Origin of the sequence: Paenibacillus sp. FSL H8-0317 (genome assembly GCF_045040685.1) — a bacterium.
Taxonomy (GTDB): Bacteria; Bacillota; Bacilli; order Paenibacillales; family Paenibacillaceae; genus Paenibacillus.
In genome coordinates this window covers 1,355,131-1,380,113 of sequence record NZ_CP150294.1, presented here as the reverse complement: position 1 = coordinate 1,380,113, position 24,983 = coordinate 1,355,131, and the positions used below count along the sequence as shown (strand labels likewise).

General features: G+C 46.3%; 25 protein-coding genes. 15 read left to right on the top strand and 10 right to left on the bottom strand.

Annotated elements, in window-relative coordinates; genetic code table 11:
* Positions 1-90: 90 nt before the first annotated feature.
* Entirely contained in the window at positions 91-1,344 is a 1,254-nt protein-coding gene (locus MHB43_RS06220; protein ID WP_405131566.1) for an acyltransferase, read from the top strand.
* A 38-nt stretch (positions 1,345-1,382) separates the two neighbouring features.
* On the opposite strand, the gene MHB43_RS06215 is transcribed toward MHB43_RS06220, so the two are convergent.
* Complete coding sequence (locus MHB43_RS06215) at positions 1,383-2,120, bottom strand: hypothetical protein (protein ID WP_405131565.1); 738 nt, start codon at positions 2,118-2,120, stop codon at positions 1,383-1,385.
* Between the two features lie 219 nt (positions 2,121-2,339).
* On the opposite strand from MHB43_RS06215, the gene MHB43_RS06210 reads away from it, so the two are divergent.
* Positions 2,340-3,287, top strand: coding sequence for a hypothetical protein (locus MHB43_RS06210; protein WP_405131564.1), 948 nt, complete (start codon positions 2,340-2,342; stop codon positions 3,285-3,287).
* Positions 3,288-3,341: 54 nt separating this feature from the next.
* The gene (locus MHB43_RS06205) at positions 3,342-3,584 is read left to right on the top strand and encodes an NHLP leader peptide family RiPP precursor (RefSeq protein ID WP_091015589.1); all 243 of its coding nucleotides are present in this window, start codon (positions 3,342-3,344) and stop codon (positions 3,582-3,584) included.
* Between the two features lie 74 nt (positions 3,585-3,658).
* Here MHB43_RS06205 and MHB43_RS06200 read toward each other — a convergent pair whose 3' ends face one another.
* Together MHB43_RS06200 and MHB43_RS06195 are read right to left on the bottom strand one after the other, a co-directional pair.
* Positions 3,659-5,557: an ATP-binding protein gene (locus MHB43_RS06200; protein ID WP_405131563.1), complete on the bottom strand. Its 1,899-nt coding sequence runs from the start codon at positions 5,555-5,557 to the stop codon at positions 3,659-3,661.
* A 153-nt stretch (positions 5,558-5,710) separates the two neighbouring features.
* Positions 5,711-5,992 carry a hypothetical protein gene (locus MHB43_RS06195; RefSeq protein WP_405131562.1) on the bottom strand — a complete coding sequence of 94 codons (282 nt, stop codon included), beginning with the start codon at positions 5,990-5,992 and terminating at the stop codon, positions 5,711-5,713.
* Between the two features lie 145 nt (positions 5,993-6,137).
* Here MHB43_RS06195 and MHB43_RS06190 point away from each other — a divergent pair, with 145 nt between their 5' ends.
* From MHB43_RS06190 to MHB43_RS06180, 3 genes are all read left to right on the top strand, one after another.
* Entirely contained in the window at positions 6,138-6,299 is a 162-nt protein-coding gene (locus tag MHB43_RS06190; RefSeq protein WP_221819028.1) for a hypothetical protein, read from the top strand.
* A 121-nt stretch (positions 6,300-6,420) separates the two neighbouring features.
* Positions 6,421-6,792 carry a hypothetical protein gene (locus tag MHB43_RS06185; protein WP_221819355.1) on the top strand — a complete coding sequence of 124 codons (372 nt, stop codon included), beginning with the start codon at positions 6,421-6,423 and terminating at the stop codon, positions 6,790-6,792.
* A gap of 39 nt (positions 6,793-6,831) precedes the next feature.
* Positions 6,832-7,023: a hypothetical protein gene (locus tag MHB43_RS06180; RefSeq protein ID WP_221819027.1), complete on the top strand. Its 192-nt coding sequence runs from the start codon at positions 6,832-6,834 to the stop codon at positions 7,021-7,023.
* A 102-nt stretch (positions 7,024-7,125) separates the two neighbouring features.
* On the opposite strand, the gene MHB43_RS06175 is transcribed toward MHB43_RS06180, so the two are convergent.
* A complete protein-coding gene (locus tag MHB43_RS06175) occupies positions 7,126-8,340 on the bottom strand; it encodes an MFS transporter (protein WP_405132397.1) in 1,215 nt (404 codons plus the stop codon).
* A gap of 256 nt (positions 8,341-8,596) precedes the next feature.
* Between MHB43_RS06175 and MHB43_RS06170 the strand changes: the two genes are divergently transcribed.
* The 3 genes from MHB43_RS06170 to MHB43_RS06160 all read left to right on the top strand — a co-directional run bounded on the left by MHB43_RS06170 (position 8,597) and on the right by MHB43_RS06160 (position 10,995).
* Entirely contained in the window at positions 8,597-9,244 is a 648-nt protein-coding gene (locus MHB43_RS06170) for a peptidylprolyl isomerase (RefSeq protein ID WP_221819025.1), read from the top strand.
* A 483-nt stretch (positions 9,245-9,727) separates the two neighbouring features.
* A complete protein-coding gene (locus MHB43_RS06165) occupies positions 9,728-9,991 on the top strand; it encodes a YqkE family protein (protein ID WP_336759184.1) in 264 nt (87 codons plus the stop codon).
* 209 nt (positions 9,992-10,200) lie between these two features.
* Positions 10,201-10,995: an SDR family NAD(P)-dependent oxidoreductase gene (locus MHB43_RS06160; protein ID WP_076214533.1), complete on the top strand. Its 795-nt coding sequence runs from the start codon at positions 10,201-10,203 to the stop codon at positions 10,993-10,995.
* A 142-nt stretch (positions 10,996-11,137) separates the two neighbouring features.
* On the opposite strand, the gene MHB43_RS06155 is transcribed toward MHB43_RS06160, so the two are convergent.
* Positions 11,138-11,899 (bottom strand): TIGR02206 family membrane protein, encoded by a 762-nt coding sequence (locus MHB43_RS06155; RefSeq protein WP_405131561.1) that lies wholly within the window; start codon positions 11,897-11,899, stop codon positions 11,138-11,140.
* Between the two features lie 264 nt (positions 11,900-12,163).
* Between MHB43_RS06155 and MHB43_RS06150 the strand changes: the two genes are divergently transcribed.
* A complete protein-coding gene (locus tag MHB43_RS06150; RefSeq protein ID WP_221819023.1) occupies positions 12,164-13,138 on the top strand; it encodes a ring-cleaving dioxygenase in 975 nt (324 codons plus the stop codon).
* An 84-nt stretch (positions 13,139-13,222) separates the two neighbouring features.
* Here MHB43_RS06150 and MHB43_RS06145 read toward each other — a convergent pair whose 3' ends face one another.
* The 3 genes from MHB43_RS06145 to MHB43_RS06135 form a co-directional block, all read right to left on the bottom strand.
* Positions 13,223-13,930 carry a stalk domain-containing protein gene (locus MHB43_RS06145; protein ID WP_221819022.1) on the bottom strand — a complete coding sequence of 236 codons (708 nt, stop codon included), beginning with the start codon at positions 13,928-13,930 and terminating at the stop codon, positions 13,223-13,225.
* Between the two features lie 268 nt (positions 13,931-14,198).
* Positions 14,199-15,044 carry a hypothetical protein gene (locus tag MHB43_RS06140; protein WP_405131560.1) on the bottom strand — a complete coding sequence of 282 codons (846 nt, stop codon included), beginning with the start codon at positions 15,042-15,044 and terminating at the stop codon, positions 14,199-14,201.
* A 199-nt stretch (positions 15,045-15,243) separates the two neighbouring features.
* Positions 15,244-16,521, bottom strand: a complete 1,278-nt coding sequence (locus MHB43_RS06135) for a methyl-accepting chemotaxis protein (protein ID WP_405131559.1) — start codon at positions 16,519-16,521, stop codon at positions 15,244-15,246.
* 335 nt (positions 16,522-16,856) lie between these two features.
* On the opposite strand from MHB43_RS06135, the gene MHB43_RS06130 reads away from it, so the two are divergent.
* A complete protein-coding gene (locus tag MHB43_RS06130) occupies positions 16,857-18,290 on the top strand; it encodes an aspartate ammonia-lyase (protein WP_076214517.1) in 1,434 nt (477 codons plus the stop codon).
* Between the two features lie 122 nt (positions 18,291-18,412).
* Here MHB43_RS06130 and rpoN read toward each other — a convergent pair whose 3' ends face one another.
* A complete protein-coding gene (gene rpoN, locus MHB43_RS06125; RefSeq protein WP_405131558.1) occupies positions 18,413-19,717 on the bottom strand; it encodes an RNA polymerase factor sigma-54 in 1,305 nt (434 codons plus the stop codon).
* 86 nt (positions 19,718-19,803) lie between these two features.
* Positions 19,804-21,351 (bottom strand): L-glutamate gamma-semialdehyde dehydrogenase, encoded by a 1,548-nt coding sequence (gene pruA, locus MHB43_RS06120; protein WP_076251309.1) that lies wholly within the window; start codon positions 21,349-21,351, stop codon positions 19,804-19,806.
* A gap of 292 nt (positions 21,352-21,643) precedes the next feature.
* Between pruA and MHB43_RS06115 the strand changes: the two genes are divergently transcribed.
* The 4 genes from MHB43_RS06115 (at position 21,644) to MHB43_RS06100 (ending at position 24,801) form a co-directional block, all read left to right on the top strand.
* Positions 21,644-22,567 (top strand): proline dehydrogenase family protein, encoded by a 924-nt coding sequence (locus MHB43_RS06115; RefSeq protein ID WP_221819017.1) that lies wholly within the window; start codon positions 21,644-21,646, stop codon positions 22,565-22,567.
* 163 nt (positions 22,568-22,730) lie between these two features.
* Positions 22,731-23,288 (top strand): MarR family winged helix-turn-helix transcriptional regulator, encoded by a 558-nt coding sequence (locus tag MHB43_RS06110; protein WP_405131557.1) that lies wholly within the window; start codon positions 22,731-22,733, stop codon positions 23,286-23,288.
* Between the two features lie 128 nt (positions 23,289-23,416).
* Positions 23,417-23,896, top strand: a complete 480-nt coding sequence (locus MHB43_RS06105) for a hypothetical protein (protein ID WP_405131556.1) — start codon at positions 23,417-23,419, stop codon at positions 23,894-23,896.
* Positions 23,897-23,925: 29 nt separating this feature from the next.
* Complete coding sequence (locus tag MHB43_RS06100) at positions 23,926-24,801, top strand: SDR family oxidoreductase (protein ID WP_405131555.1); 876 nt, start codon at positions 23,926-23,928, stop codon at positions 24,799-24,801.
* Positions 24,802-24,983: the final 182 nt, after the last annotated feature.

Below are 24,983 nucleotides of genomic sequence, written 5' to 3'. Positions count from 1 at the left end.
TAGTACCTATTTTTTCCATTTAATGCAGTCTTAATGTTTAACAGCTACCCTTATAGGATGAACTCCGGTTTCTGGAGGGAGGATTATAATGTGAAAAAACCGCGAATAGCGGAATGGACCGAACTGCGGGGCATTGCCTTTCTGGCAATCGTCATGCAGCATAGTATCGCTGAGTATATCTATCGTGCTGATATTGAACAACCGGATTCCATTATGCTGACTATGATTTATCATCTGACCCGATTTGGTACGCCAACGTTTGTATTTTTATCGGGTGTACTGTTGTTTTACCATCACCGTAACACCAAACCGGAATATCCTCGCTTCATTCGAAAGCGATTTGGCGATATCTATATGCCGTTTGTCGTATGGACACTGATCTACTGGCTTGCTGTCCGTATCTTCACTCCCGCGTTCTGGCGTGGAGGCATACCCGATTTGCGCAGTCTTGTTCGTGAACTATTTATACCACAGACGGGATATCATCTCTGGTTTGTCATTATGGTGTTTCAGTTCTATATTCTGTTCCCCCTGTTCTGGACAGGAGCAAAAGCCATTCAGAGACGTATCCAGAACACCTCACGTTTCACGCCCATGCAAGTCATTATGGGGCTAATTCTCTTTGCAGCAGCACTATATGCCCTGCTTATGCAATGGTCCTACTATAATATGGGGGGCTGGACAGAATCCATGTCTGAGCCTTGGTCAACGTTGCTGCAATATCGCTCCTATTCATGGGTGATGTACTGGTTCTACTTTTTACTGGGTGCCGTGTGTGCCTGGTCAGTGAATAGCTGGAGGAGTTGGACCACCAAGGTGCTGCCATGGACGATCTGTCTGTTCATAGGGATGTATATATGGCTTGGATACGATGTGCTGCGTGGGTCCGGGGATGTTGTTAATCTGAATATCTCGACCTATCTGAAACCAACCACATTCCTGATCATTATGGCTCAGATGTTTATGATGTATGGTTTCCTTGTAGTGATGCAGGGCAAAGATACACGGTTTCAGCGCCTGTTATCCTGGATTGGCCGCTATTCATTTGGTGGATATCTGGTTCATGCACTGGTGATCTACGCGATCGCTTATGTAACCAGACCGCTACAACTCAGTGGATGGCATCTGCCTGTAACGTTGCTATCGTTCCTTGTAACCGTTGGTATTGCTCTTGCAATCAGTTGGGCGCTATCCAAGCTTCCTGGCTCACGTTTCACCGTAGGGTTAATGTGTAAACCACGTTCTATACCTAATTCATCAGCTGCTGTGGACAAAAGAAATTCACCTGAGCGAACTCCGTCACCCGGCCCAACTCGCAGTCCGGGAACGAGTGAGCCGTTTTAAAAATAAAGAAGAGCGTCCCCTCAAGGAGACGCTCTTCTTTATTTCACTTCGCTCGAAGTTGATCGTCCAGGAACAGGTTCCTGGGGACCCGGGGCTGGATGCACGTTGCCCTTCTGATTCACAAATTTCTTCAGATCACCCGTTAATTGTTCCTTCAGCTTGTCCACCAGCTGCGTTTCACTAATGCCTTTTGCCTGAGCAATCTCAGCCAGGGACTTCCCTCCCTGAAGCTGCTCGTGCAGTTGAGCAGGCGTGACTCCAATAAACCGGGCAATTTCGCCCTTATCTACCATGGAACGTTTGCCATGGTGGGCAAATTCACGCCGCAAATCACGCAGCGGGGTATTGATGACCTTTTTCAACTTGGTATCCATGTCCGCCTTCGTGGCTGCAGCTTGTTCCTTGGTGAGACAACCTTCTTCTACGGCTTGATCCAGACGCTGTGCCAGTGTAGGCTTCAACTTCTGCAATAACTGCTCCTCACTAAGTCCCTTACGCTCTTTCGCAATCTGGGACAACGTCTTGCCAAGTTCCATCTGTTCTTTCAGATCCCGAAGTCCAATCCCAAGCAAGTCTGCTGTCTCACCAATCATAAACAGACCATGTCCTGCCTGCATGCATGGCTTCGCTGGTTTGCCGGAGGAAGAAGCTTTTGACGCATCTTCATGTTCCTCAGCCCGAACCGTTGAATCAGCGAATGCTACATGCCCTGTTGCTGCTGTTATGACTACGGCTGCCAATCCGGCTGCCATCCATGTTTTCCATTTCAAATTCATTTTTCTGCCGCCTTTCCGATGTCGAAATCCTGTGCCTTCCTAGTTTGAACCTAAAATCCACTTTTTTATGCCATAAAATACAAAAAGTCATCATTTTTCTCACAATTGATCACAAAAAATCCTATTTTTTTCAGTTTATTTCCGCTATACTATATGTAACTTCATGATCTAGTCGAACAGTCCTTAGTCATCTTATCGCAGGAAGGACGAGATGTAATAATGCGGAAAGATTGGTTAGATCCGTTTAGATCTGATCTGGAGGTCGTGTTTGCTTCAGCGGAACAACGCGTACGGGAATATCCCGAACCCTTGTCAGGACATGCATTAGAGCAGCTACGTTCGGTTAATCCGCTGTTACGAGATTCGGGACACAGCTACATCGGGTACATCATTCCACTTTGGATGCGACACTCAGATAAACTACCCCCAGAGAAAGCACACCAATTAAGTACAGCCTGTCTCATTCACATGTTATATTTTCTGAATCAGGACGACGTGATGGATGAACAACCGGAGAATGCCACATTGAAGTTATCCCTGGGTAATCTATATTACATGGATGCACTTCAATCTTACTCGGTATTATTTAATCCTTCCTCCACGTTCTGGGTCTATTTCAGACAATATGTAGTGGATTGGGCCTTGAGTGTTACGGGTGAGCATTCCATTGATTATTTCCAGCAGAATCCCTTGTTGATTGCGCAAAAGGCTGCCCCTCTCCTCATTGGAGCTACTGGTGCACTCCTTCTTCAGAATCAGTCCGACCGGATCATCCCGGTGTGTTCTGCCATCAACATCACACTCATGACTCTCCAGATGACCGATGACTTCACAGACACGCAACAAGATGCTGTGCATGGAAACTACAACAGCTACCTCTCCCACATATCCGCAGCACTGAATCACAACTATCCAGTTCATCCTCTAAGCGAACGTATACATGACAATGTATACAATACACAACTCATGAACTCTTACGTAGACATTGCTTATCACTATAATCGTATACTAACATCGTCTAACTTAGGAATATCGCATCTTGAGGCGTTTAATTCTTATTTATGCAGCACTTTAGTACAAACTGTTCAGGACATTACACAACGGAAGAAACAGCTTCTCCAAGGCGGGTTTCATCACTGGATTAGCGAGCAACAGTTGGGATTATAAACATAAGGACTAAGCTGATTCAGTTTAATTTTAAATATGAAGGGAATGTTGACGATGATGGTATCAGAGAAAACGTTGCATGAGGATATTATTGAAAAGGCTTGGACTGACGAGCACTTCAGACAACAATTGCACTCCAATCCGAAGCAGGCGCTTCGTGAAGCGTTTGGCATCGTAATTCCGGAGCACATTCAGGTACGTACTGTTGAGGAGCAGCAGAATGACTATGTGCTTGTCATACCTCCCAATCCTTCCAAAGTAAATTATGATGTGAATTGCGGACCGTGGAGAAGTTAAACCGGGTGAGTTATTGGTAATGTAAGAAATCAGGGGTAGGAACAAAAAAGCCGCTGTATCCTTCTGTGAGTTCGTCAATCGACGAACTCGGCAAAAGATACAACCGCTTCTGTTCCTACCCCTTTGGTGCTTGTAAAGCTGATCTGTCCTTGCATCGCTTCAACAATTCGGAATGTCACCATCATGCCCAGGCCTGTGCCTTTGATTTTATTGGAGAAATAAGGCTCGCCCAATCGGGAGAGTGCTTCCTCGTCCATTCCTTCTCCGTTATCCCTGACATGCACCTTAATCATTCCATCCTGCTTGTACGCCCAGATATCAATCTGGCCTTGTCCCTGCAGAGCTTCAATACTGTTCTTGATAATATTGATAAAAGCCTGCTTGAACTTCGAGGAATTGCCCCGAATATATAGATCTGGCGGAATGTCAGTGGTGATTCTACCACCTTCCAGATTAGCCATCGGTACAAGAATGCCTTCAATATGATTGAACTCATCCGAGATATTGAGCGAGATAATATGGTCAAACTCAGGTTTGGCAAAGGTAAGAAAATCCGTTATGATGCCCGAAGCCCGATCAAGTTCTTCCAGTGCAATTCGCACATACCCCTTGTTTTTGTTGTCTTCCTGTTCCGTCATAAGTTGCAGGAAGCCTCTTGTCACCTGAAGCGGATTACGTACTTCATGGGCAACGGAAGCAGCCAGTTCGCTAATAATCTCCATCTTTTCGGATCGCTGCAACTCATTGTTAAACAGCTCCAGTTCCTTGGAATACTCTAGAACTTTAGTATGTTTTTCGGCAAAACGACTTCCGAGAATGGCAATCAACGAGATCACAAATGCAACCATGGACCATTTCCACCATAACAGATGATACGTCCCACTCCGCTGATAATACCACAACAGTTCAGCCACACTGATCAAGGCAAATGTACCGAATCCCGTCGCAAGCAGCATAGCTTCCCGATTTCGTTGCAGCGCTTTGGCGATGGTACCAACCAACAGGATTGTTAGCAGAATGACCAGCACAATACCAACCACACGCTGTACGAGTAGATTGTATAGGATCTCCCATTGCCCACCTGAAGTAACATAGATAAATAAAGAGAACACAGCGATAACTGAATATATGAATAGTATTTTTCGCAGTTTGGTGAAGATTCCATGCAGTCCTGGCCCGATAATCTGTTCAAAAAAATAACATAGCGCTGGCATACCCAGCAGCATCGCCAGATCAAATACTACGGAATACAGGTCACCATATACCTGATAGAACGTATACAAAAATTGCGAGTACGTGATGATCATCGTGCCGATGGAACCCATCACGATGCATAGCGAGATCCATAATCCCTTATGGAATTTGCCAAGGAAGAACGTACAACTCAGCATCGTAATCGCTGTGAAGACAAAGGTCGCGCCCAAAATTACATCAATAAGTCCGTTATGAATATATTTCTCCTGTAAAGCGGCATAAGGTCCAACCTGAACAGTACCTTGTATCCCCAGACGGCCTTTCTCATTTTGCGACCATACATAGAGCGTGTCACCTGAATTTCCGCTGGATAAGGGCAGCAGCACAGCATTATTATCATAATTGTAATGGTAGTTCTCGTAGACCTTGCGGTCTTCCAGATAAACTACAATATGATTGCCTTTAATGTTCTCAAATCGAATGGCTGAACTTTCCTCACTCAACTCAGGAATGGTCAGGCGAGTCCATAAAGAATTCGAGCGATCCGTATTGCTATACTCTAACTTATCGCTGCCCTGCTTTTCCCATATCTCGTCTGCTCCCTTAACCTCACTGATGAACCCTTGATCGTCGACGTTCCCCCATTTTACTTCCCATCCTGTAATGGATACAGGTTGCTGAACCACTCCTGTAGTTGCAAAGACTATCCCATGTGGCATGCCTAGAATAATCAATACACTCATCCATAAGATGACGATAGCTTTGGGCACATTTTTCATTCACAGCACCTCAAAGTTCTAATTTTCCCTATCTTAGATTCTCTCATTTATCATTCGCCACCGTTTGTCACGTCACCTTCTTGAGATAAAATGAAATTTCACATTTAAGTCGATTTATAGTCTTATTTCCATTTTATTGTTAAAGTTATTCGATTATTCACGCAAGTCTTCGAACTGGTTCACGATCATTTCTCGTTCTTTCTGTTCAACTTGACTCCGAAATTCAAGCCACTGCTCTGTCTCCTCATCATCATAGATGGTCCATATGTCGGAAAAAAGGAAATCCCGTAACTGTACAACTTGCCCGGACCATATACCGCCTACCCAAAACAAACCATCCGGACGACGGATGACGGTACGGGAGAACCCGGGTGTGGACGCCTTTTGCCCGATACGAATGCGTGTGATCATATTGCCCAGTGTGAACCAGTCCACATGAAATTCCTCCCTTACATATTCAAGCTTCATCATAACATAGGCAAAACAGGAAAAGCTGTAAAAACGATGGCTGCGATTCAATCCTTTGCTCCGGGTGTAATGGTTTCTCAAAGCAAACAAACACGCTAAGGAGATGATTACAATGAATGAGCCACATCGTACGGTTGAGGTGGAACATAAGGATGTTCAGCATAAGTCGGATTCAAGTATGGTCGCTTCCACATTTATTAAATATGCCGCATATGTCATTATCTTTTTCGGATTCTTATACTTCTTGGTTAAATATGTATTCCCCAAATTCTAAGGCATTCATATCGTAGTGAACACCCGGAGATAATAACCTGTGCAAGATTACAATACTAGCGCTTTGGGTAACTACGGGGTAAGAAGCTTTGGACAACCGACAATGAAAGGAAGTGTTACTCATGTCTGACAAACCAATTAGTAACGAAGAGAGCGACCGCTATTATGACCGTTATCAGAGGTCCCGCGATATTCCCCCAGAGACGGAAGTCCCGGAAGGCGATATGGATAGCTTTGATGAAGTTTCCGGCAGACGGATTGTAACGGAAGATTCGGATCTGGCACCCGTAGCTGTAGCCGCTGTGGACGAGCCGGAATTGGATTCACGTTTGGCTGAGACACCGCTGGAATCTGTACCGGATGCAGATCTTCTGCAACCGAACAGTCCGGTTGATCCTGCTGCACCCGATCCGGATGCATTGCATGGTACCGATCTGCTTAATGGTGCTGGTGCGGACGCCAAACCCGAGAACGACATTCCACCACGCCATTAACAGCTGTTATGACATCCTGAATGAGGAGGTGCATACACGATGAAGGAAGATCGCCAAAAGCAGGTGCATGAACCGGATAATCTCGTGACCGAACGGGATATTGACCCGGACTTCGGACTGTTCACTGAGGACTCCTTCCCCGAAGCACTTGAGGATGAGGATCAACGTGATGCGGTCGAGCATGCTATTCCCAAAGAGAAGGCTTCTCGTAAGCCCTCTTCGGATGACTAACTTATATAGATCCGTAGTAGACTTAAAAAAGATGACGTCTGTAATTTCACAGCGTCATCTTTTTTGTTACCTTTCAGTCCACTTTCTGTACGCAATTCAGCGTCACCGCTTTGCAGCAACCTTACCTGTTCCAGGCAGCTTGTGATCCAATCCAGACCACTTCGCTACAATTGCAGTGATTAACAATGCAATTCCGTTAATGATAAAAATCCAGCGAATCGGCAGCCAGCCACCGAGAACACCACCAATGATCGGCCCCGCCATCGTCCCAATTTGGGCAGCGGACTGATTCAAGCTAAATGCTCTTCCCCTGAAACCCGATGCGGTAGCCTGCACAATCATGGCGTTAATCGCTGGATATACAGCTGCAAAGAATAAACCGTACACAAACCGCAATATACCGAATCCGATATACCCTGTTGTGAAGAACTGCAGAAGGTTACCTATAGCTCCGCCAACCAGTCCAATGATCAGCACTTTACCGTATCCAATCCTTGAACCAATCTTGCCCCAGCGCGGTGCCATGATGACTGTTGCTACACCTACCGCGGAGAAAATAATACCCGAGCTAAGTGAGGCACGATCAGGTTGCACACCCATCTCCATCACATAGACCGTCAATAATGGCTCCAGAATCATGACAGAGAATGTACATATGCCCATCATGCCAAGCACTGTCATAAACAGCCGATTCGCTCTCGCTTCACGAATGTCATCCATGACGTGGGAACGAGCTTTGTTCCGGTTGAAGTTCTCCTCTTTTACCCAGAAGGTTGCGATGATCGCAGAGACCAGCACTACAATGGCCGAAAACAAAAATGCATTCCGGTTACCATAATAATGACTCACTACGCCACCGATTAACGGTCCGATAATACCACCTGTTGCTCCCGCTGTAGACATAATGCCCAGTGCATACCCTGTCTTCTCTTCCGGTGTATTCGTGCCAACCAGGGCAATCGCTGCTGGAACAAACCCTGCAAGCAGACCCTGGAACAATCGAACAACAATCAGTGAATAGGGGTCCTGCACGAAGTAATTAATTAAATACAAGACGGCAAGACTATATCCCGACCGGATGAGCATGGGCTTACGCCCGTATTTGTCAGCCAGTGATCCCCAGAAAGGAGACACGAGCGCACTCGCCAGAAACGTAATACCGAAGGCCAATCCTGACCATAACTCCAGGTGATCACGAACCCCCAAGTCAGCACTTAGAAACAGGGGCAGGAATGGAATCGAGATCGAATACGCGGTGCTGCAAAAAAATACACCAATCCACAATATGACCAGATTGCGCTTCCACGAGAAGTTCATATACCCACACGCCCTTTCCGTTACTGACGCCGGGACTGCCGTGTATTGGAGCGGACGGAACAGACCCGTACGTCCCCGATGCGGAAGCATTTTCCTTATTTTACACCCATCATTCCATGAAGGCCATCCCTTGTTCACCACAAACACATGTATTACATTGCCATCCTGTCCACAAAAACGGTATGATAGTTGGGTAAATATCCAAATAGAATTTGGAGAAAATATATGATGCAGAGATGCAAGGAGGAACGTTTTCATGTCTTTAACGTGGAAAAAAAATACAGTAGTTTCGCTGGTACTCGCGATGCTGCTTATCGTCATTAGTGGTTGTGGACGCCCTTCGAGTGGCGCTACAGAAACACCAGCTCCAGTTGAACCAACGGGTCCAAATCCAGTAGCTACTATTGAAATGGCAGATGGACAGAAGATCGTCATTGAGCTATATCCCGAAATTGCACCCAATACGGTGAACAATTTTATTTCACTAGCGAATCAGGGTTTCTATGATGGCACAATCTTTCACCGTGTTATTCCAGGTTTCATGATTCAGGGCGGAGATCCAGAAGGTAATGGTCGAGGTGGCCCAGGGTATGCCATTAAGGGTGAATTTACATCCAACGGTCACAAAAACCACCTGAATCATACCCGCGGAGTCATTTCCATGGCACGCGGAGATAATTTGGATTCGGCTGGTTCTCAGTTCTTCATCATGTTAGCTGACGCGGATCATTTGGATAATGCCTATGCTTCCTTCGGTAAAGTAACCGAAGGTATGGAAGTTGTTGATAGTATTGCTGCTCAGGAAATAGGTCAAGGTGACAAACCGGTTACCGATCAAGTTATGAAAAAAGTTACGGTAGACACCCACGGTCTGGAGTATCCAGAACCGGTAAAAATGCCTTAATTAATATCCATGCCAAACGGATGATAATACTTGGGTATGACTTGTAATGAGCTCTAAACAAACAAAAGCTCTGTCCTGTGCGAATGTCGCAAGGCAGAGCTTTATTTATTGATTTTAATGATAACGGTTACATATATGACTTTATAAAAAATGACCTCTTCCGGCATCATCCTCAATACATCCATCCCATCAAACGTAACCAGCCGATAATCGCAATCCATAACGGGCAGCTGAAGGCAACGCCCCATGCAAGCCCTTTCAGTAAACCACGGTTTACTTCCACGAACAACGACTCCTTTCTCCAGGGAATAGTCGCAGTATCGGTAATAGTATATGATTTTATACCCGATTTCATTCGTCACGCAACACTCGTTTTCCTGCTTTTGTTCCGCAGATTCATGGAATGCATTACGTGAACCTGATATACTATGACTACTGTATGATAAATGGAACCTGATTCATGTTTGGAAAGGAGATTTTCCTATGGCAAAATCCAAAAAACGCACTCCTGCTCCCAAAGCAGCAGTAGCACAGGATAAACCCACAACACTGAAGGATCTGCTTAGCAGTGATGTGCTGGAGAAGCTGAAAGCTCAGGCGGATGAAGCCAAGGCTGCCGAGGCAGCAGTTAAAGAGCAGGAACGTCAGCAAGCAGAAGAAGCTCGCCAAGCGGAGCAGAAGCGCCGGGATAACGACTTCGAATATTTGCTTAATAACAGCGCTATGGACTGGAAGAAACATAAGTAAGCATCGGACATGACTTGAATGAGTTTCCCACCATTCACATGCCAAAATAAGTTAACAGCAGACAGATGATGAAGTTGATCTGTTCCAGAACAGGGCCGCGTTGCGGTCCTGTTCTTTTTGATATATACACATATGATTCATCAGTCTTGAGCCGGGTATGTAAAAGTAGAGCGTACAACGACAATCTATACCATACGGAGGGATCAGAGATGACAGAACAGCGTTTGGAAGGCAAAGTCGCAATTGTAACCGGAGGTGGATCGGGTATTGGTCAGGCTACCGCTATTCGTTTCGCCGAGCATGGAGCCAAAGTGTACATGCTGGATCGCACACCCGAAAATGCGGAGGAAACCAAGCAGACGATTGAAAAAGCTGGCGGAGAAGCGTATGTGATCGAATGTGATATCTCCAAACCGGATAATGTGCAGAAGGCGATCAATCAGGCTGCGGCTGAAGCGGGTAAACTGGATATCATATTTGCAAATGCTGGCATCAACGGAACGATGGCCCCGATCGAAACCATGGACATCGAGGACTGGGACCAAACGATGGAGATCAATATGCGCGGAACCTTCGCAACCGTCAAATATGCCATCCCCCATCTGAAAGAACATGGCGGCAGCATCATTATCACCAGTTCCATCAACGGTAACCGGGTCTTCTCAGGGATCGGTTTCTCTGCATACGCTTCCAGCAAAGCAGGACAAACTGCGTTTACGAAGATGGCCGCACTGGAGCTGGCTCGTTATAAGATCCGTGTTAACGCTGTCTGCCCAGGAGCCATCGATACCAACATTGATGATAACACCTACCCGTCGGATGATCTGAAAGAAGTGCAGATTCCTGTTGAATTCCCCGAAGGACATGAACATCCGCTCAAGGGCGAACCTGGAACGTCGAAGCAAGTGGCGAACCTCGTTCTGTTCCTCGCTTCCGATGAAGCCTCTCATGTTACAGGTACACGAATCTATGTGGATGGTGCGGAATCTCTGCTCCGTGGATAAATATAAATATAAGTTGGCCTTTTTCAGGGACAACGCCCAAACATCCCGCAAGCGATCTGATTCGTTCCATTCAGATTACTGCGGGATGTTCTATTTATATAGAGTTTATAATGCGGCGCAGGCGCAACTACAAGAATTATCCCTATACCGCGGAGCTTTTACCTTTTTTCACACGATGCTTCAACCGATCTGGAATGGCAAAGAGCAAAATGTACATCAGCGAGAACAAAACTAGCGCAAGTATCTCTTCCCCAAGGATGTACATGGGATACGGACCTAACATATCAAGCACCGAGGGTGTACTCGGCTTGTGTCTCAAAAACATATAATTCGTGTCAAGCATAATATCTACAACGTATACGATTAATGCTGCCACATTCACAAATATCATCGAACCTGCTACAGATCTCCAGCTAGGTCGCAGCTGTTCCACCCAGGTCATGTATAGTAAGGCCATAATGATACAGGCATGAGCAACGAAAAATTGAATGAATCGAAAATGAGCATAACCATAACCCAGATTAGGCGTCAGGATCGCCATAAGGGCTCCAGCAATACCTGCAAACAGCAGTGCAGAATGTAACAGTCGACTGCGTGTCAGTAGTAACAACGCCGATAATAGCAGAGACAGACTGCATAGTTCGAGCGGCAGTGACGTCTGCAGGCTCCAAATCCCTCCATACACATACCAGAGTTGCAGCACGATTTCGCAGGCAAACATGACACAGGCCAGAGCGATTCGCAGTATGCGGCGTGCCCTCTCTGACCATGATCGAAGATGGTGTCGAAGCAAAAACATTAGTACAATACATGCTGTAATTACGCTAATTGAAACGATATGTGAACGGGAGAACAGGATAAACGGCTCTGCGTCATAAGGGTCCAGCCATGGTGGATACGCCACGCATCTCTTCTCTCCTTTTCGATTATCTCACCAACATTATCTCTCTTTAATGTTAACTTTTTCATTTTGCCATTGAATGAAAATGCTGTCCAGTTGGAATTCTAAATAAGCATTGTAATTTAAATATCTTTATGTTAAGATAAATCCAGAACCAAAACAAACGAAAAGTTAGTAACTTTCTTAATAAAGAATAAATTTAAATAAACTCAAAAAATGTTCAACTGAACTTTTACACTATCCCATTTCATCTAGGAGGAATTTATTATGCAAATCAAAGGACTTCACCACGTATCAGCTCTAACAGCACATGCCGATCAGAACTATCGTTTCTACACCAACATCATGGGTTTGCGCCTCATTAAAAAAACGGTCAATCAGGACGATGTGTCCGTCTACCATCTCTTCTATGGCGATGAGAAAGGCAATCCGGGTACCGAACTTACCTTCTTCGAGATTCCGATGGCCGGACAGACTCGTGAAGGTGTGAACAGCATATCTGGCACGTCACTGCGCGTTCCAAGTGATGCGGCACTTACTTACTGGCAGCAGCGTTTTGACGAATTCGAAGTCCCACATGGAGAGATTGTTGAACGGGGTGGTCGTGCCACACTCTCGTTCACAGACTTTGAAGGACAACGTCTGATTCTGGTCTCGGATGAAAATAATACAGGTGTCGCTGGTGGTAAACCCTGGGATCAGAGCCCTGTGCCTGCCGAGTATGGCGTTGTAGGCCTTGGCCCTATCCATCTTACGGTAAAAGATGCTTCCCTTACCGCTCCGGTTCTTACCGAACTGCTCGGTTTCAGAGCTAAAGGAAGTTACCCTGCCTTTACTCCAGGTCAACCTGATGTACTCGTTTTTGAATCCGGTGAAGGTGGCAGCGGCTCCGAGGTGCATGTTGAGGAACGGAATGACCTTGCCCAAGAGCGTCCTGGACGTGGCAGCGTACACCATGTTGCGTTCCGTGTGGATAATGAGGAAGAACTGAAACAATGGGTGGAACGGGTTCGTAACTTCCAATTCCCTAACTCCGGGTTTGTAGATCGCTTCTACTTCCGCTCCCTGTATTTCCGTGAAGCAAACGGTATTCTGTTCGAACTTGCAACCGATGGTCCGGGATTTGATACAGACGAAGAATTGGAGCATCTGGGTGAATCGCTTGCTTTGCCTCCATTCCTTGAAGGTCGCCGCGCCGAGATTGAAGCCAATCTCAAACCGCTGGATACCGTCATTCGTTAAACATTAAAAACGATTATCACCATGTGTGTTATGGACTTGATCCAGCAACACCATTGTTGATAATCGTTTTTTATTACGTCTATTTTATTTAACCAAATACGATGTTGTAAGAGGTACAAATAGCGATGAACCTGGATCTTCTGAAACAATCTCAACAAACACAGCTTCAGTGCCCGATACATCCACGTCAAGGCTAACCAATCCGCTTCCCGGCGATATACTCAACTTTTTGAGAACCGTATTGTCCTGGTTGATTACCTGTATCTCCTGATTCCCTTGAAGAGCGGCCAGTTCCAGATGCAGGGAAGAATACTTTTTGCCCGTCATGATCTGGAAGTCGTCTCCTTGCTTCACGGAATCTGTATGCAGATATACATCTTTATAATCCTTGCCTTTGTAAGTAGTCTCCGCAGGATCTTTGGTATGCCATGCGGTAGATCCCAACACCGTCGTTCCCAGTGTACTTAGTGTTACTTTATCGTTGGTTACTGGCCCGGTTTCATTTTTCCCACCAATCAGGACGGATGAAGTTGCACTGTCATAAGTGATCTCTGTCCCAAGCAAGGATCCCACAGCACGTACAGGCAAATAAGTCGTTCCGTTGTAGGTGATAGGCAACACTGTTTTACCATTTGCATCTTTGGCTGTCACCGTGGCACCATTCATTTTTAGCGTAATCTTGCTGTTCAGATAGGCTTTAATCTGTTCCAGCCCTGTTGCTGCGAGTGCACCTGTTCCGATTCCAAGCGTTAATGTGCCTACCATCAAACCCAGTACAACCTTTTTCTTCATCAAAATCCCTCCTGAATGTTAAAATGATTTGTCCTTTATACATTTAAACGACTAAAGTGATAAAGTCAATTGTTTCCTGCATTTTTAGTGCACAGTGCCTATTTCCGGGCAGCACAAAACGAGGCTGTATGTCCCGATTTTTTTCAGCCTCGCCCTGTTTCCCACTGTCCGTATACGGAGTAAGGAAGATATTCTTGTCAGATGTTCACTTAACTCCACACTCGAGAACTTTCAATTCCCGTTGTATTACGATATCAACATGACACCATTAATCAAAAGTTTCATAATATTCTTCTTCATACACTTCCATACTGTACTTCAAATCTACGGCCTTCCACTCACCATCTTGATACTCATAAGTAAATGTCAGATCACCGGCATATAAAGCCGCACCGTAAGATCCTGCTGCTGATACGACAAGCTGGCCATCTTCTATACTGTAATAGGTTACTCCACCGAATCCCAACTCTTCGTTATATACGCCGCCACTCGTATCTTCCTCGATCCGTAAAGGTTCTGCTTGAACGCCATCAACGGTGACATCAACATCCACACGGTCTGATCTAACCGTAACTTTCGACTTCACATGTTGTTTCGCAATCTCATCCAGAGATTGCATCTTCATCTCTTCCAGCGTTACCGGATTAATGATACGTGCTTGTCCTAAATAAATACCTGTTCCATGACCTTCCGTGTACAGAACAATAATCTCTTTCTGGCCGTCTCCATTCAGATCCAGCTCGTGCACTTCGGGTTTGTAAGACCCACCTTCTCCCTGCCAATCCCTAAATTCTCGCGTTTTGCCGTCCACTTCCAAAATCATTCCGTTATATATATAACCTGAACCCTCAACTTTCATAGGGTATAATCTGACGTTCTTATTCTCTGGAGCTACCGAAACATATTCCTCTTTCACGGGAATGGATTCCTGTGTTGTCTTCGTTGTGTCATGCATTTTATCTATATTGGAAGCCTCGACCACTGCGGTCTGGCTGGATTGATCATCTATGTTAAGCTGTTTTTGCGATTCATTCATGGTTCTGGCAGCCGAAGTTGTACTAATCGTAGCTACCGCCAAAATAATCATCAGCAGGATACCTGTCCAAGTTTTCAATATACTGGGCTCCTTTATCTGTTGTGATAATCCTATTATATCTTCATTTATCGCTTGCAAGTTGCGAATTTGTTAATCTTTCATAAAATAATCTTTACAAATTTTCGTTTTCACGAAAGAACGTTCGGTTTTAACCAGAATAAGCAAATTCTCATGCCAAAACTGTTCTCCAAAAACAAAAAAAAATCCCGAACACAGCTTAAGGCTGCATCCGGAACGCTTTGGTTTTGTCCAATAACCGATCGGTTAATTGTCTCAGTTCTTCAGCCGAGGATGAAATCTCCTCCATGATGGCTGTCTCTTCATGTGCGGCATCCATAATTCGTCTCGCCTCATCCGAGAACGATCCGGCTTTCCCCTGGATCTTCTTCACATGACCGTGCGTTTGCTCCACGCGACCGGTCTGTTCCGCGATCTTGGAACCGATATCATGAGCACCCTTCATAAATACTTCCACTGTGCCTGTCAGCTCATGCAACGTCTGATCCACAGAGATGGTCCGCTCCGATTCATTGACCACGAGACCATGCTGCTCATGAGACAGTTGGGCTGTCTCCCTGATCCGTTGCTGCACACGACTTATCAGCTCATTAATACGATGTACCGATTCCTTACTTTCGTCTGCCAGCTTGCGGATCTGCTGCGCCACGACTGCAAAACCAGAACCCTCTTCTCCAGCTCGTGCAGCCTCAATTGAAGCATTCAGGGCAAGTAACCCTGTTTCCTCAGCAATGTTTTTGACAGAATGGGTAATTACCTCGATATCGGAGGCTTCCTTCTCCAGCAGCAGCATAATGTCACGGGAACGATTGTGCGACTCGGCCAGCTCGTCCATCCCTTTCATCAACGATGAAAAAGTCTGTTTAGTATGATCCACCGATCGTTCCATCTGACCGGAAATCTCTGTCATGTCCATGGACTGGCTATGCATACGCTGGAAATCGTTCAGCATCTCATCCGCAGTGATCAGAGATTGATGGGAAGTGACCTTCTGTTCTTCTACGCCTACCGCAATATGATCCACCGCATCCGACATCATCTCGATCTGTTCCGCGGCCTGGGTAATCGCTTCACTCAGAGACTGTGCGTTCTGTGAAGTCGTTCTTGTGCTGTCTGCAATATCATTTACAATGCTTCGAAGGTTAGAAACCATTGCGCGAAAAGCATCATATAATACGGTAAGTTCATCCTGCGTGCGTCGCTGCGGAATTTCGGTTGTCAGGTCACCCGCTGAAACCTGCTGTGCAGCCCGGGACAGGTGAACGATTGGACGAGTCAGCCAGCGTGAGGCAAACCATCCCAGAATCCCGTTCCAGCATACTCCCATGATCAGGATAATCGATATGTACACCCAATTCGGAATATCTAACGTAATCCAGTCTTTGACAAAAAATATAAAAAAGCCGCTAGTTCCGTAGGTAATAATCGAAATCAGTACCAGACCTGCGACAGTCTTTGCTCCTAAAGTCCATTTCATGTGCACACCCCGTAGTCCTTTTTTCCTATTTTACCAATCAAGTACCAAATATCATGTGATATACATCACTGAAAACGTTCTATTCCTCCCATACTTGCCGTTCATGCATGACTTCTCTACCATAAAGCGCATAATGTATAAGACAAGCTTGGCCACCCCTCCCTTTCTTAAAAATTGAATAATATTCCAATTTAATATCCCTAATTTTATTTATTATCGGCACAAGAGGACAAATGATTTAGATTGGCATCCATTTTGCTTAAATGATATACTGAGTGCGCTTCAGCAACGCTGAAGCCGAACTATTTTTATTGATGCCACTGGAGGCGAACGAGATGTCTACTATGTCCACACGGACGGAGAAAGATTTTATCGGTGAAAAAGAAATCCCGGCTTATGCTTATTACGGAATTCAGACGGTACGGGCCGTGGAAAACTTCCCGATTACCGGAGTTCCGGTACACCGGGAGCTGATCACGGCTCTGGCTGCGGTGAAGAAGGCAGCAGCGATTACCAACATGGAGTTGAAAATGCTGCCGAGCAAGATTGGCGATGTGATCGTCATGGCGGCTGAAGAAATGATGAAAGGCCATCATTTGGATCATTTTATTGTAGACTCCATTCAGGGTGGTGCAGGCACCTCCATGAATATGAATATGAACGAAATTTTGGCCAACCGCGGGCTGGAACTGTTAACGAAAAGCAAGGGAGACTACTTCCATTGCAATCCAAATAATCATGTGAACATGTCCCAGTCTACCAATGACGTGGTACCTACAGCACTGCGCATTGCGGCGTACCAACTGTCGGAGACGTTACTCGCTACCATGAGAAGACTACAGGATGCGTTCCGTAAAAAAGAACTGGAATTCAACGATGTGGTCAAGGTTGGCCGTACCCATCTTCAGGATGCCGTACCTATTCGCCTTGGACAAGAATTCGGAGCTTATGCCCGTGTAATCGGACGGGATATTGAGCGTCTTGAATTCGCCAATCGCCGCTTGCTTACCATTAACATGGGTGCAACTGCCGTAGGTACAGGACTTAATGCCAAACCCGAATACATCGTCAAGGTTACAGAGCACCTGTCTGATGTTACCGGACTTCCACTACAAACAGCTGAGGATCTCGTGGATGCAACGCAGAACACAGATGCCTATCTGGAACTTTCAGCAGCGCTGAAGGTATGTGCGGTTAGCCTTTCCAAAATCTGTAATGATATTCGCATGATGGCTTCGGGTCCGCGTGCAGGATTCAATGAATTGCGCCTGCCACCACGTCAGCCAGGTTCGTCCATTATGCCGGGCAAAGTTAACCCCGTTATGGCGGAAGTCATTAACCAGGTATCCTTCCAGGTGATGGGGAACGACCATACAATCTGTATGGCGTGTGAAGCCGGTCAATTCGAGCTGAATGTCATGGGACCAGTTATTGCGTTTAACTTGCTGCAATCGCTGAAAATTATGAATAACGGCATCGATGTTTTCACGCGTTATGCAGTTGAAGAGATGGAAGCTAACCGTGAGCGCTGTGAATTAATCATGAACCAAAGTTTCAGTGTGGTTACGGCGTTGAACCCGCATTTAGGTTATAATGTAGCAGCTTCCATCGTGAAGGAAGCGCTCAAGACTGGACTTTCCTTGCAAGAGATTATTCTGGAACGCGGATTGCTCACACCGGAAGAACTGGAAGAGATTCTTCATCCGGAACAGATGACTACACCAGGGATTGCCGGAGAACACTTCCTGCGTAATATGGAACGTTTGTAGGTAATCAAGGAAACTGGTACAGCAAACCAAACACGAATGATTAACAAGAACCCCCGCAGACCGTTCATCCGGTTTGCGGGGGTTCTTGTGTATTCAGAGATGATAAGACGCCAGTTATTCGATTAAGCCCACCGTTTACGCTCAAGGGAAGGAAGAATCTGAAGTTCCTCCCTGTACTTGGCAACCGTTCTGCGGGAGATGACAATCCCTTCCTCGGCGAGCAGTGTAGCCAAACGACTATCCGAGTATGGACGCTGAGCCTGCTCCGTGCGAATGATTTCTTTTAATCTGCGTTTTACCACTGATGCTGATGTTTTATCCCCTGACGTTGTACTGATTCCCGAGGCAAAAAAAGCCCTGAGTTCATATACCCCATGTGGGGTCTCAATGTATTTACCGTTCACCGCACGACTTACCGTTGATTCATGCATGCCAATCTTCTCTGCAATAACAGCCAGATTAAGTGGTTTTAGTGCGGATGGGCCTTTGAGCAAAAAATGCTTCTGCTCTTCCATCACTGCCGCCAGCACACGCACTAAAGTCCTGCGCCGCAAGTGTACACTCCGAATGATAGCCCTCGCCTCTGCCACGCGGGTAGACCAGATTGCGTCCGGAGCCTCTTCCCTGATCCAGTGGAAGCACGCATCATTCATCGATACACGAGGATTACCTGCTGCATGCAGGTTAAAATGGGCCTCACCGTAACGCAACCCGACAATGGCATCCGGAATAATGTAATGTGGCCGTTCTGTACATCCGATTGATCGACAGGGCTTGGGGTCCAGACGTGTAATATAGTCATAGGCAGTCTGAGCTTCCCGTGAAGTCATGCCTAATCGACTCCCTGTTCTACCTGGGTGAAAAGGAACCAGTGCTTCCAATCCGGCCTCCACCATCCGCTCCGCATTCAGCGCAGCTGATGAATCACGTCTAATCTGGAGCAACAGACATTCTTGCAGATTCCGCGCCCCTACACCAGCAGGGTCCAGCGATTGGAGAAGCTCCAGTCCAGCTGCAATCTTGCTCATCGGAAGCTCAAGTGTTGCTTGCACCTCTTCCAGTTCAACCGTCAGATAACCATCGTCATTAACGCACCCTGCCAAATATACGGCCATATTTTCCAATTCGGCTGGAATTGTCATTACTCGAATTTGCGCAATCAGCAATTGTTCCAGAGTAGGTTCGGCACCTTTGGCCTGAAGCAACGGATCATAGGAATCATACCTGCGCTGATCCATTCGCCGCGGAATCCGGGCGAGAGGCGCAGCTTGTTCTTCCAGCTCAAGTACTGGATTTTCCTCCGCCGCATCCAGCAAGTAACGGGTCAGATCCTGGCCAGACATGGTTAGCAAATGAAAGGATTGTTTCATCTCCGGCGTGATGGACAGCCGAATACGTTGTTCCTGTACCAACTGAACACCTAACATCCGTTACCCTCCTTATACGTTGCAGGGATAATAGCATACTATTCAAATGAATGTAAGAAGTTTTTAGTCGGATCATGGGTTTCTGACTAGTATTTCTCCGACACCAGCTTCGCCTGGGTAAACAACAGCAGATAGTCTCTTCCACCTGCCTTGGAATCCGTGCCTGACATGTTAAATCCGCCAAATGGATGTGTGCCCACCAGTGCTCCGGTACATTTCCGGTTGAAATACAGATTACCCGCAAAGTATTCGCGTCTTGCCTGTTCCAGATGTTCACGATTACGTGAGATCACCGCGCCGGTCAGACCATAGTCCGTATTATTAGCGATATCCAAAGCATCCTGGAAAGATTCGGCTTTGATGAACGCAAGCACAGGTCCAAAAATCTCATCCTGAGCAATTCGGGCTTTCGGGTCAACATCGGCAATGATGGTTGGTTCAATGAAATAACCTTCAACGTTCCCTGTACCGCCACCGTGCACAAGACGCCCCTCACCCTTGCCGATTTCAATATATTCCGTGATCTTCGCATAGGCCTTGTCATCGATAACGGGCCCAACCTGACTGCCAACTTCAAGTGGACTGCCCATCGTCAGTTTCTGTGTCCGTTCAATCACTTTTTGCAATACTTCATCATATACATCCTTATGAATAATGGCGCGGGAACACGCCGAACATTTCTGTCCTGAGAAACCAAATGCCGAAGCGGTAATGGACTCTGCCGCGAGTTCCAGATCACTGTCGCTGTCTACTACGATGGAATCCTTGCCGCCCATTTCTGCAATAACTCGTTTGATCCACTTCTGACCTGGAGCTGTACGTGCTGCACGTTCATTAATTCGCAGTCCTACATCTCTGGAACCGGTGAAACTGATAAACCGGGTGAGCGCATGATCCACGAGATAATCGCCCACTTCGCTGCCTGGTCCTGGTAAAAAGTTCACGACGCCATCCGGCAGGCCAACTTCTGCGAGCAGCTCCATAAACTTCGCGGCAATCACCGGAGTTGTGCTGGCCGGCTTTAATACCACCGTGTTGCCGGATACCAGTGCAGCAGAGGTCATGCCTGCCATAATTGCCAGTGGGAAGTTCCAAGGCGGAATAACAACACCCACACCCAGCGGTATATAACTCAGTTCATTATCTTCTCCTGCAATCCGCACGAGGGGCTGCGGTTCACTCAGTCGCTGCATATCCCGTGCATAGAATTCCATAAAATCAATGGCTTCCGCTGTATCCGCATCGGCTTCAGGCCAAGTCTTGCCAGCTTCATAGACCATCCATGCAGAGAACTCATGCTTGCGACGACGCATAATGGCAGCTGCTTTGTATAGATAACGAGCCCGTTCATTCGGGTCAGTATGTTTCCATGTGTGGAATGTCTCCGCCGCTGTCTGAATGGCCTTTTCGGCCAATTCCTGATCTGCCTGATGGATCGTTCCGACAACTTGATTCTTGGCTGCGGGGTTCACGGAAGTTAACGTGCGGCTGCTTGTTATTTTTTGCCCACCAATAATAATCGGGTATTCCTGCCCAAGTTCAGCTTCTACCTGACGAAGTGCGTCTTCAAATGCTTCCTGATTCGCCTGGACTGCAAAGGGTGTGAATGGTTCGTTAACAAAAGGGATATTCATCAATAATTCCTCCTTCAGGATGTGGGATTCGCTGGCTGCTCGCCTGAATTATTTTGCATGTTACTCATCACCAAATATATGTAGCAAAATCCGTGCCAACTCCGGTTGGGATTGAAATATTTTTCTCGTTAAATTTAACTAAAGAAAATTCACAAGGGTCACTCCGATGACAGAATAACCTTCCGAATTCAATTTAAATAGATAATTCTCATAAAAAATAGTAGACCATCGCTAAATCTGGCACGTTTCTTGCTTGAATTAAGGATGCACAATGCTGAAGGAGGAAACGAAAATGAGTGTGGGAACGGAAATATATCGCAAAACCTTATTAACCGTGGCAGGCAACAAAGCTGTAGAGAACCTGTCCATTAAATATGGTAAGAAGCTGGCAGGCAAGTTTATTGCAGGAAACACCTTGGAAGAAGCTCTCGCAGAGATCCGCATACTCAATAACAAAGGCATTATGGCTACGCTCGATCATCTGGGTGAAGGCATCACCCGCCTGAGCGAAGCGGCATTGTACAGGGATGAGTATGTACGCCTGGTAGAAGGCATTGCACGTGAAGGCGTAGACTCCAACGTCTCGCTAAAACCAACCCAGATGGGCCTCGCACTTGACCCGGAAGAGGGTTATCGAAATATCCGTGCCGTTGCCGCACAAGCCAAATTACATGATCTATTTGTCCGAATTGATATGGAGGATAGTCCATTTACTCAAGCAACGCTGGATATTGTGCGAAGACTGCACTCGGAAGGACTGCATAATACAGGCACAGTATTGCAGGCCTACCTGCATCGCACGGAAGAAGATACACGTGATATGATTCGGGAAGGCATTCGGCTTCGGCTGGTTAAAGGTGCTTACAAAGAACCCGGATCAGTCGCCTATCAGAGTACTTCTGAAGTCATTCATCAATTCAAAACAATGATTCGTAATCACCTCGATCAGGGTGTGTACACTGCGGTTGCCTCGCATGATGATCACATCATTAACTGGACGAAACAATACGCCAAGGATCGGGGGATCTCGCCGGATGCCTTTGAATTCCAGATGTTATATGGTCTGCGCATGAGCGAACAGGAACGTCTCGCCAAAGAAGGATATCGCATTCGCTGTTACGTCCCTTATGGCACCATGTGGTATCCGTACTATACCCGCCGTTTGGCCGAAAAACCGGCTAATCTCTGGATGGTCGTTAAGAATATGTTCCGATAGTTAGTTTCCGGCCGGATCAATATATATGAAAAAGAAAACCATGTTGTCTCTTTCTTTCTGGGCACATGGTTTTTTCTGTGCGAACACTTTACGAGAGCATCCAACTTGACGAATGGTCTAAACAAAAGTTGACAACTATATAGTTAGGTACCATACTATGTTCATGGACAATCAAAACAAATCAACAACTGATATGTACCTCATCCCTTCGTTAGTACAAACGAAGCGTCAGGTTGATCGCTATCAATTAGACGTGGATGCACAAGCCGTGCTTGTCGCATCCAGACTGATGGTAGCAGGAGCCAAACTTGGGCATGCTGCGGAAATCCATTTCTCCAGATTTGGTTTATCGACAGGGCGATATCGTCTGTTGGCAGATCTTGAAGATCACGAAGGAGAAGAACTGCCCTCCCAACTGGCGGAAAATCTGGGTGTAACCCGTGCTACCGTAACTGGTTTAATCGAGATTTTAGAACGCGACGGACTGGTTGCTCGTCGGACCAGTTCTGTTGATGGTCGTCAGAAGTCAGTCATTTTGACCGCCAAAGGTGCGAAGAAACTAACGGATATGGCTGCGGAACATTTTACCAGACTGGAAGCGATGGTCGGATTACTTACGATCGAGGAAAGGAGTGTGTTTCTCAACCTGCTGGGGCGTGTAACACAAGGTATTACTGCACTTACAGATGAGTCACACGACTTCTCCGAACCAAAATCCTAGGAGCATAACAAAGAAAGGTGAACCGGGCTAGTTCAACTAGCCCATTTTCACCCCCATATAGTTAGGCTCCTAATTATATATAGATGAAAGCAAATCAGTGATCTCTAAACAAAAAAAGGAGTAGTGATATGGTTAACCTTAATGACCCCATTCATTCTGAGGAAGCTTATCCAAACCGAGCCGCTAATCCTCCCCCAAAACCTTTTGTACTGTGGCGTGAATTAATTCCGGCCTACTTGTCTCCTGCCATCATGGCAAGCATCGGGGGAATCGTTACCGCTGATAAAGTCCTTCAGTTACGAGCTTTAACAACGATTGGAGGGGCGTCTCTGCTTATGGCTCTATGGGCCGGACTCTGGCTTCGTAACCGTAAGAACCGCACACGGTGGGTGGCGAAAGCACCCCGAATCATTGTCGTGGGCTGCTTGGCACTTGCAGGCGCAGGGTTTGGCTTTGTGGCGGCGTGGGGGATTTCTAATGTATTGCAGATCGTAAACCCGAGTTCTTCATGGGCTTGGTTGGATCATATTGGGTTCGATTTTCCATTGTCCGGTGCAATAGCTTGTACGATCATGACATGGCGCTGGCGAGCTTACATTATCAAATAAACAAGTTCATTATAAGGAGAGATTGAAACATGATTACTATTATTGGAGCAACAGGGATGATTGGAAATGCACTTTTGAGACGTTTGATGGAAAGAGGTATTCCCGTTCGGGCAGTAAGTCGAAAGCCGGATAAGCTTCGTCAACAAATGGCGGACTTGGCGTTGTCCGGGATTGAAATCTGTGCTGCCGATGCAAATGATTCCGAATCCATGCGCAGAGCTTTGGCGGGTACCAGTCAACTATTTCTAGCGTTATCCAACAACCCTAAACAAGTGGAACTAGAGACATCCATTATTCAGATGGCTGCACAAGAGGGAGTGGAGCATGTCGTCAAAATATCCAGCCCAGCATATGACGAACGTTCACCAGTAACTGTAGCAGGCTGGCATGAACAAATTGAGCAAGCTCTAGTGAAATCCGGGATGACATATACAATGCTGCGCCCCTATGCTTTTATGCAAAATCTGCTCCGACTCGCACCAACCATTACAACCCAAGATGTATTCTTCGGCTGCATTGGAGATTCCCCGTGCAACTTCATTGATTGCCGAGACATCGCAGATATTGCCACAGAAGTGCTGACTAGAGACAAACCAGTGGACCGCATCTATACGCTGACGGGTTCCGAAGCATTCACTTATGCACAGATTGCAGATAAAATGTCCACCCTGTTCAATCGACCGATCAGATTCCTCAACCTCAAACCCGAGGAGCTTCGAACGGATCTGATCGAACATGGACAGATGCCTCCTTGGCTTGCAGACCACGTGGTGGAAATTCAGACGATGTCTACCGTTGTACCAGAGAAGCCGACGGATATCGTTCAACGCTTGCTTGGCAGAGCGCCGCGCTCACTTGATGCATTCCTGAGAGAGCATCGAGATGCATTTAAACCGAGACTGTAACCAAGTTAGACAATAACGAAAAGTCATAAAGAATTATGGACAAACAACTATGAGATCTACAGGAATCATAGGCGATAATAATGTTTTTAAAGAGAACCACAATTTTAAATGTCTATTTTTCTGGACACACCCATTTATTATTCAAAAGTTAACCACTTAAATTGTAGCATTAGGATAGAGGC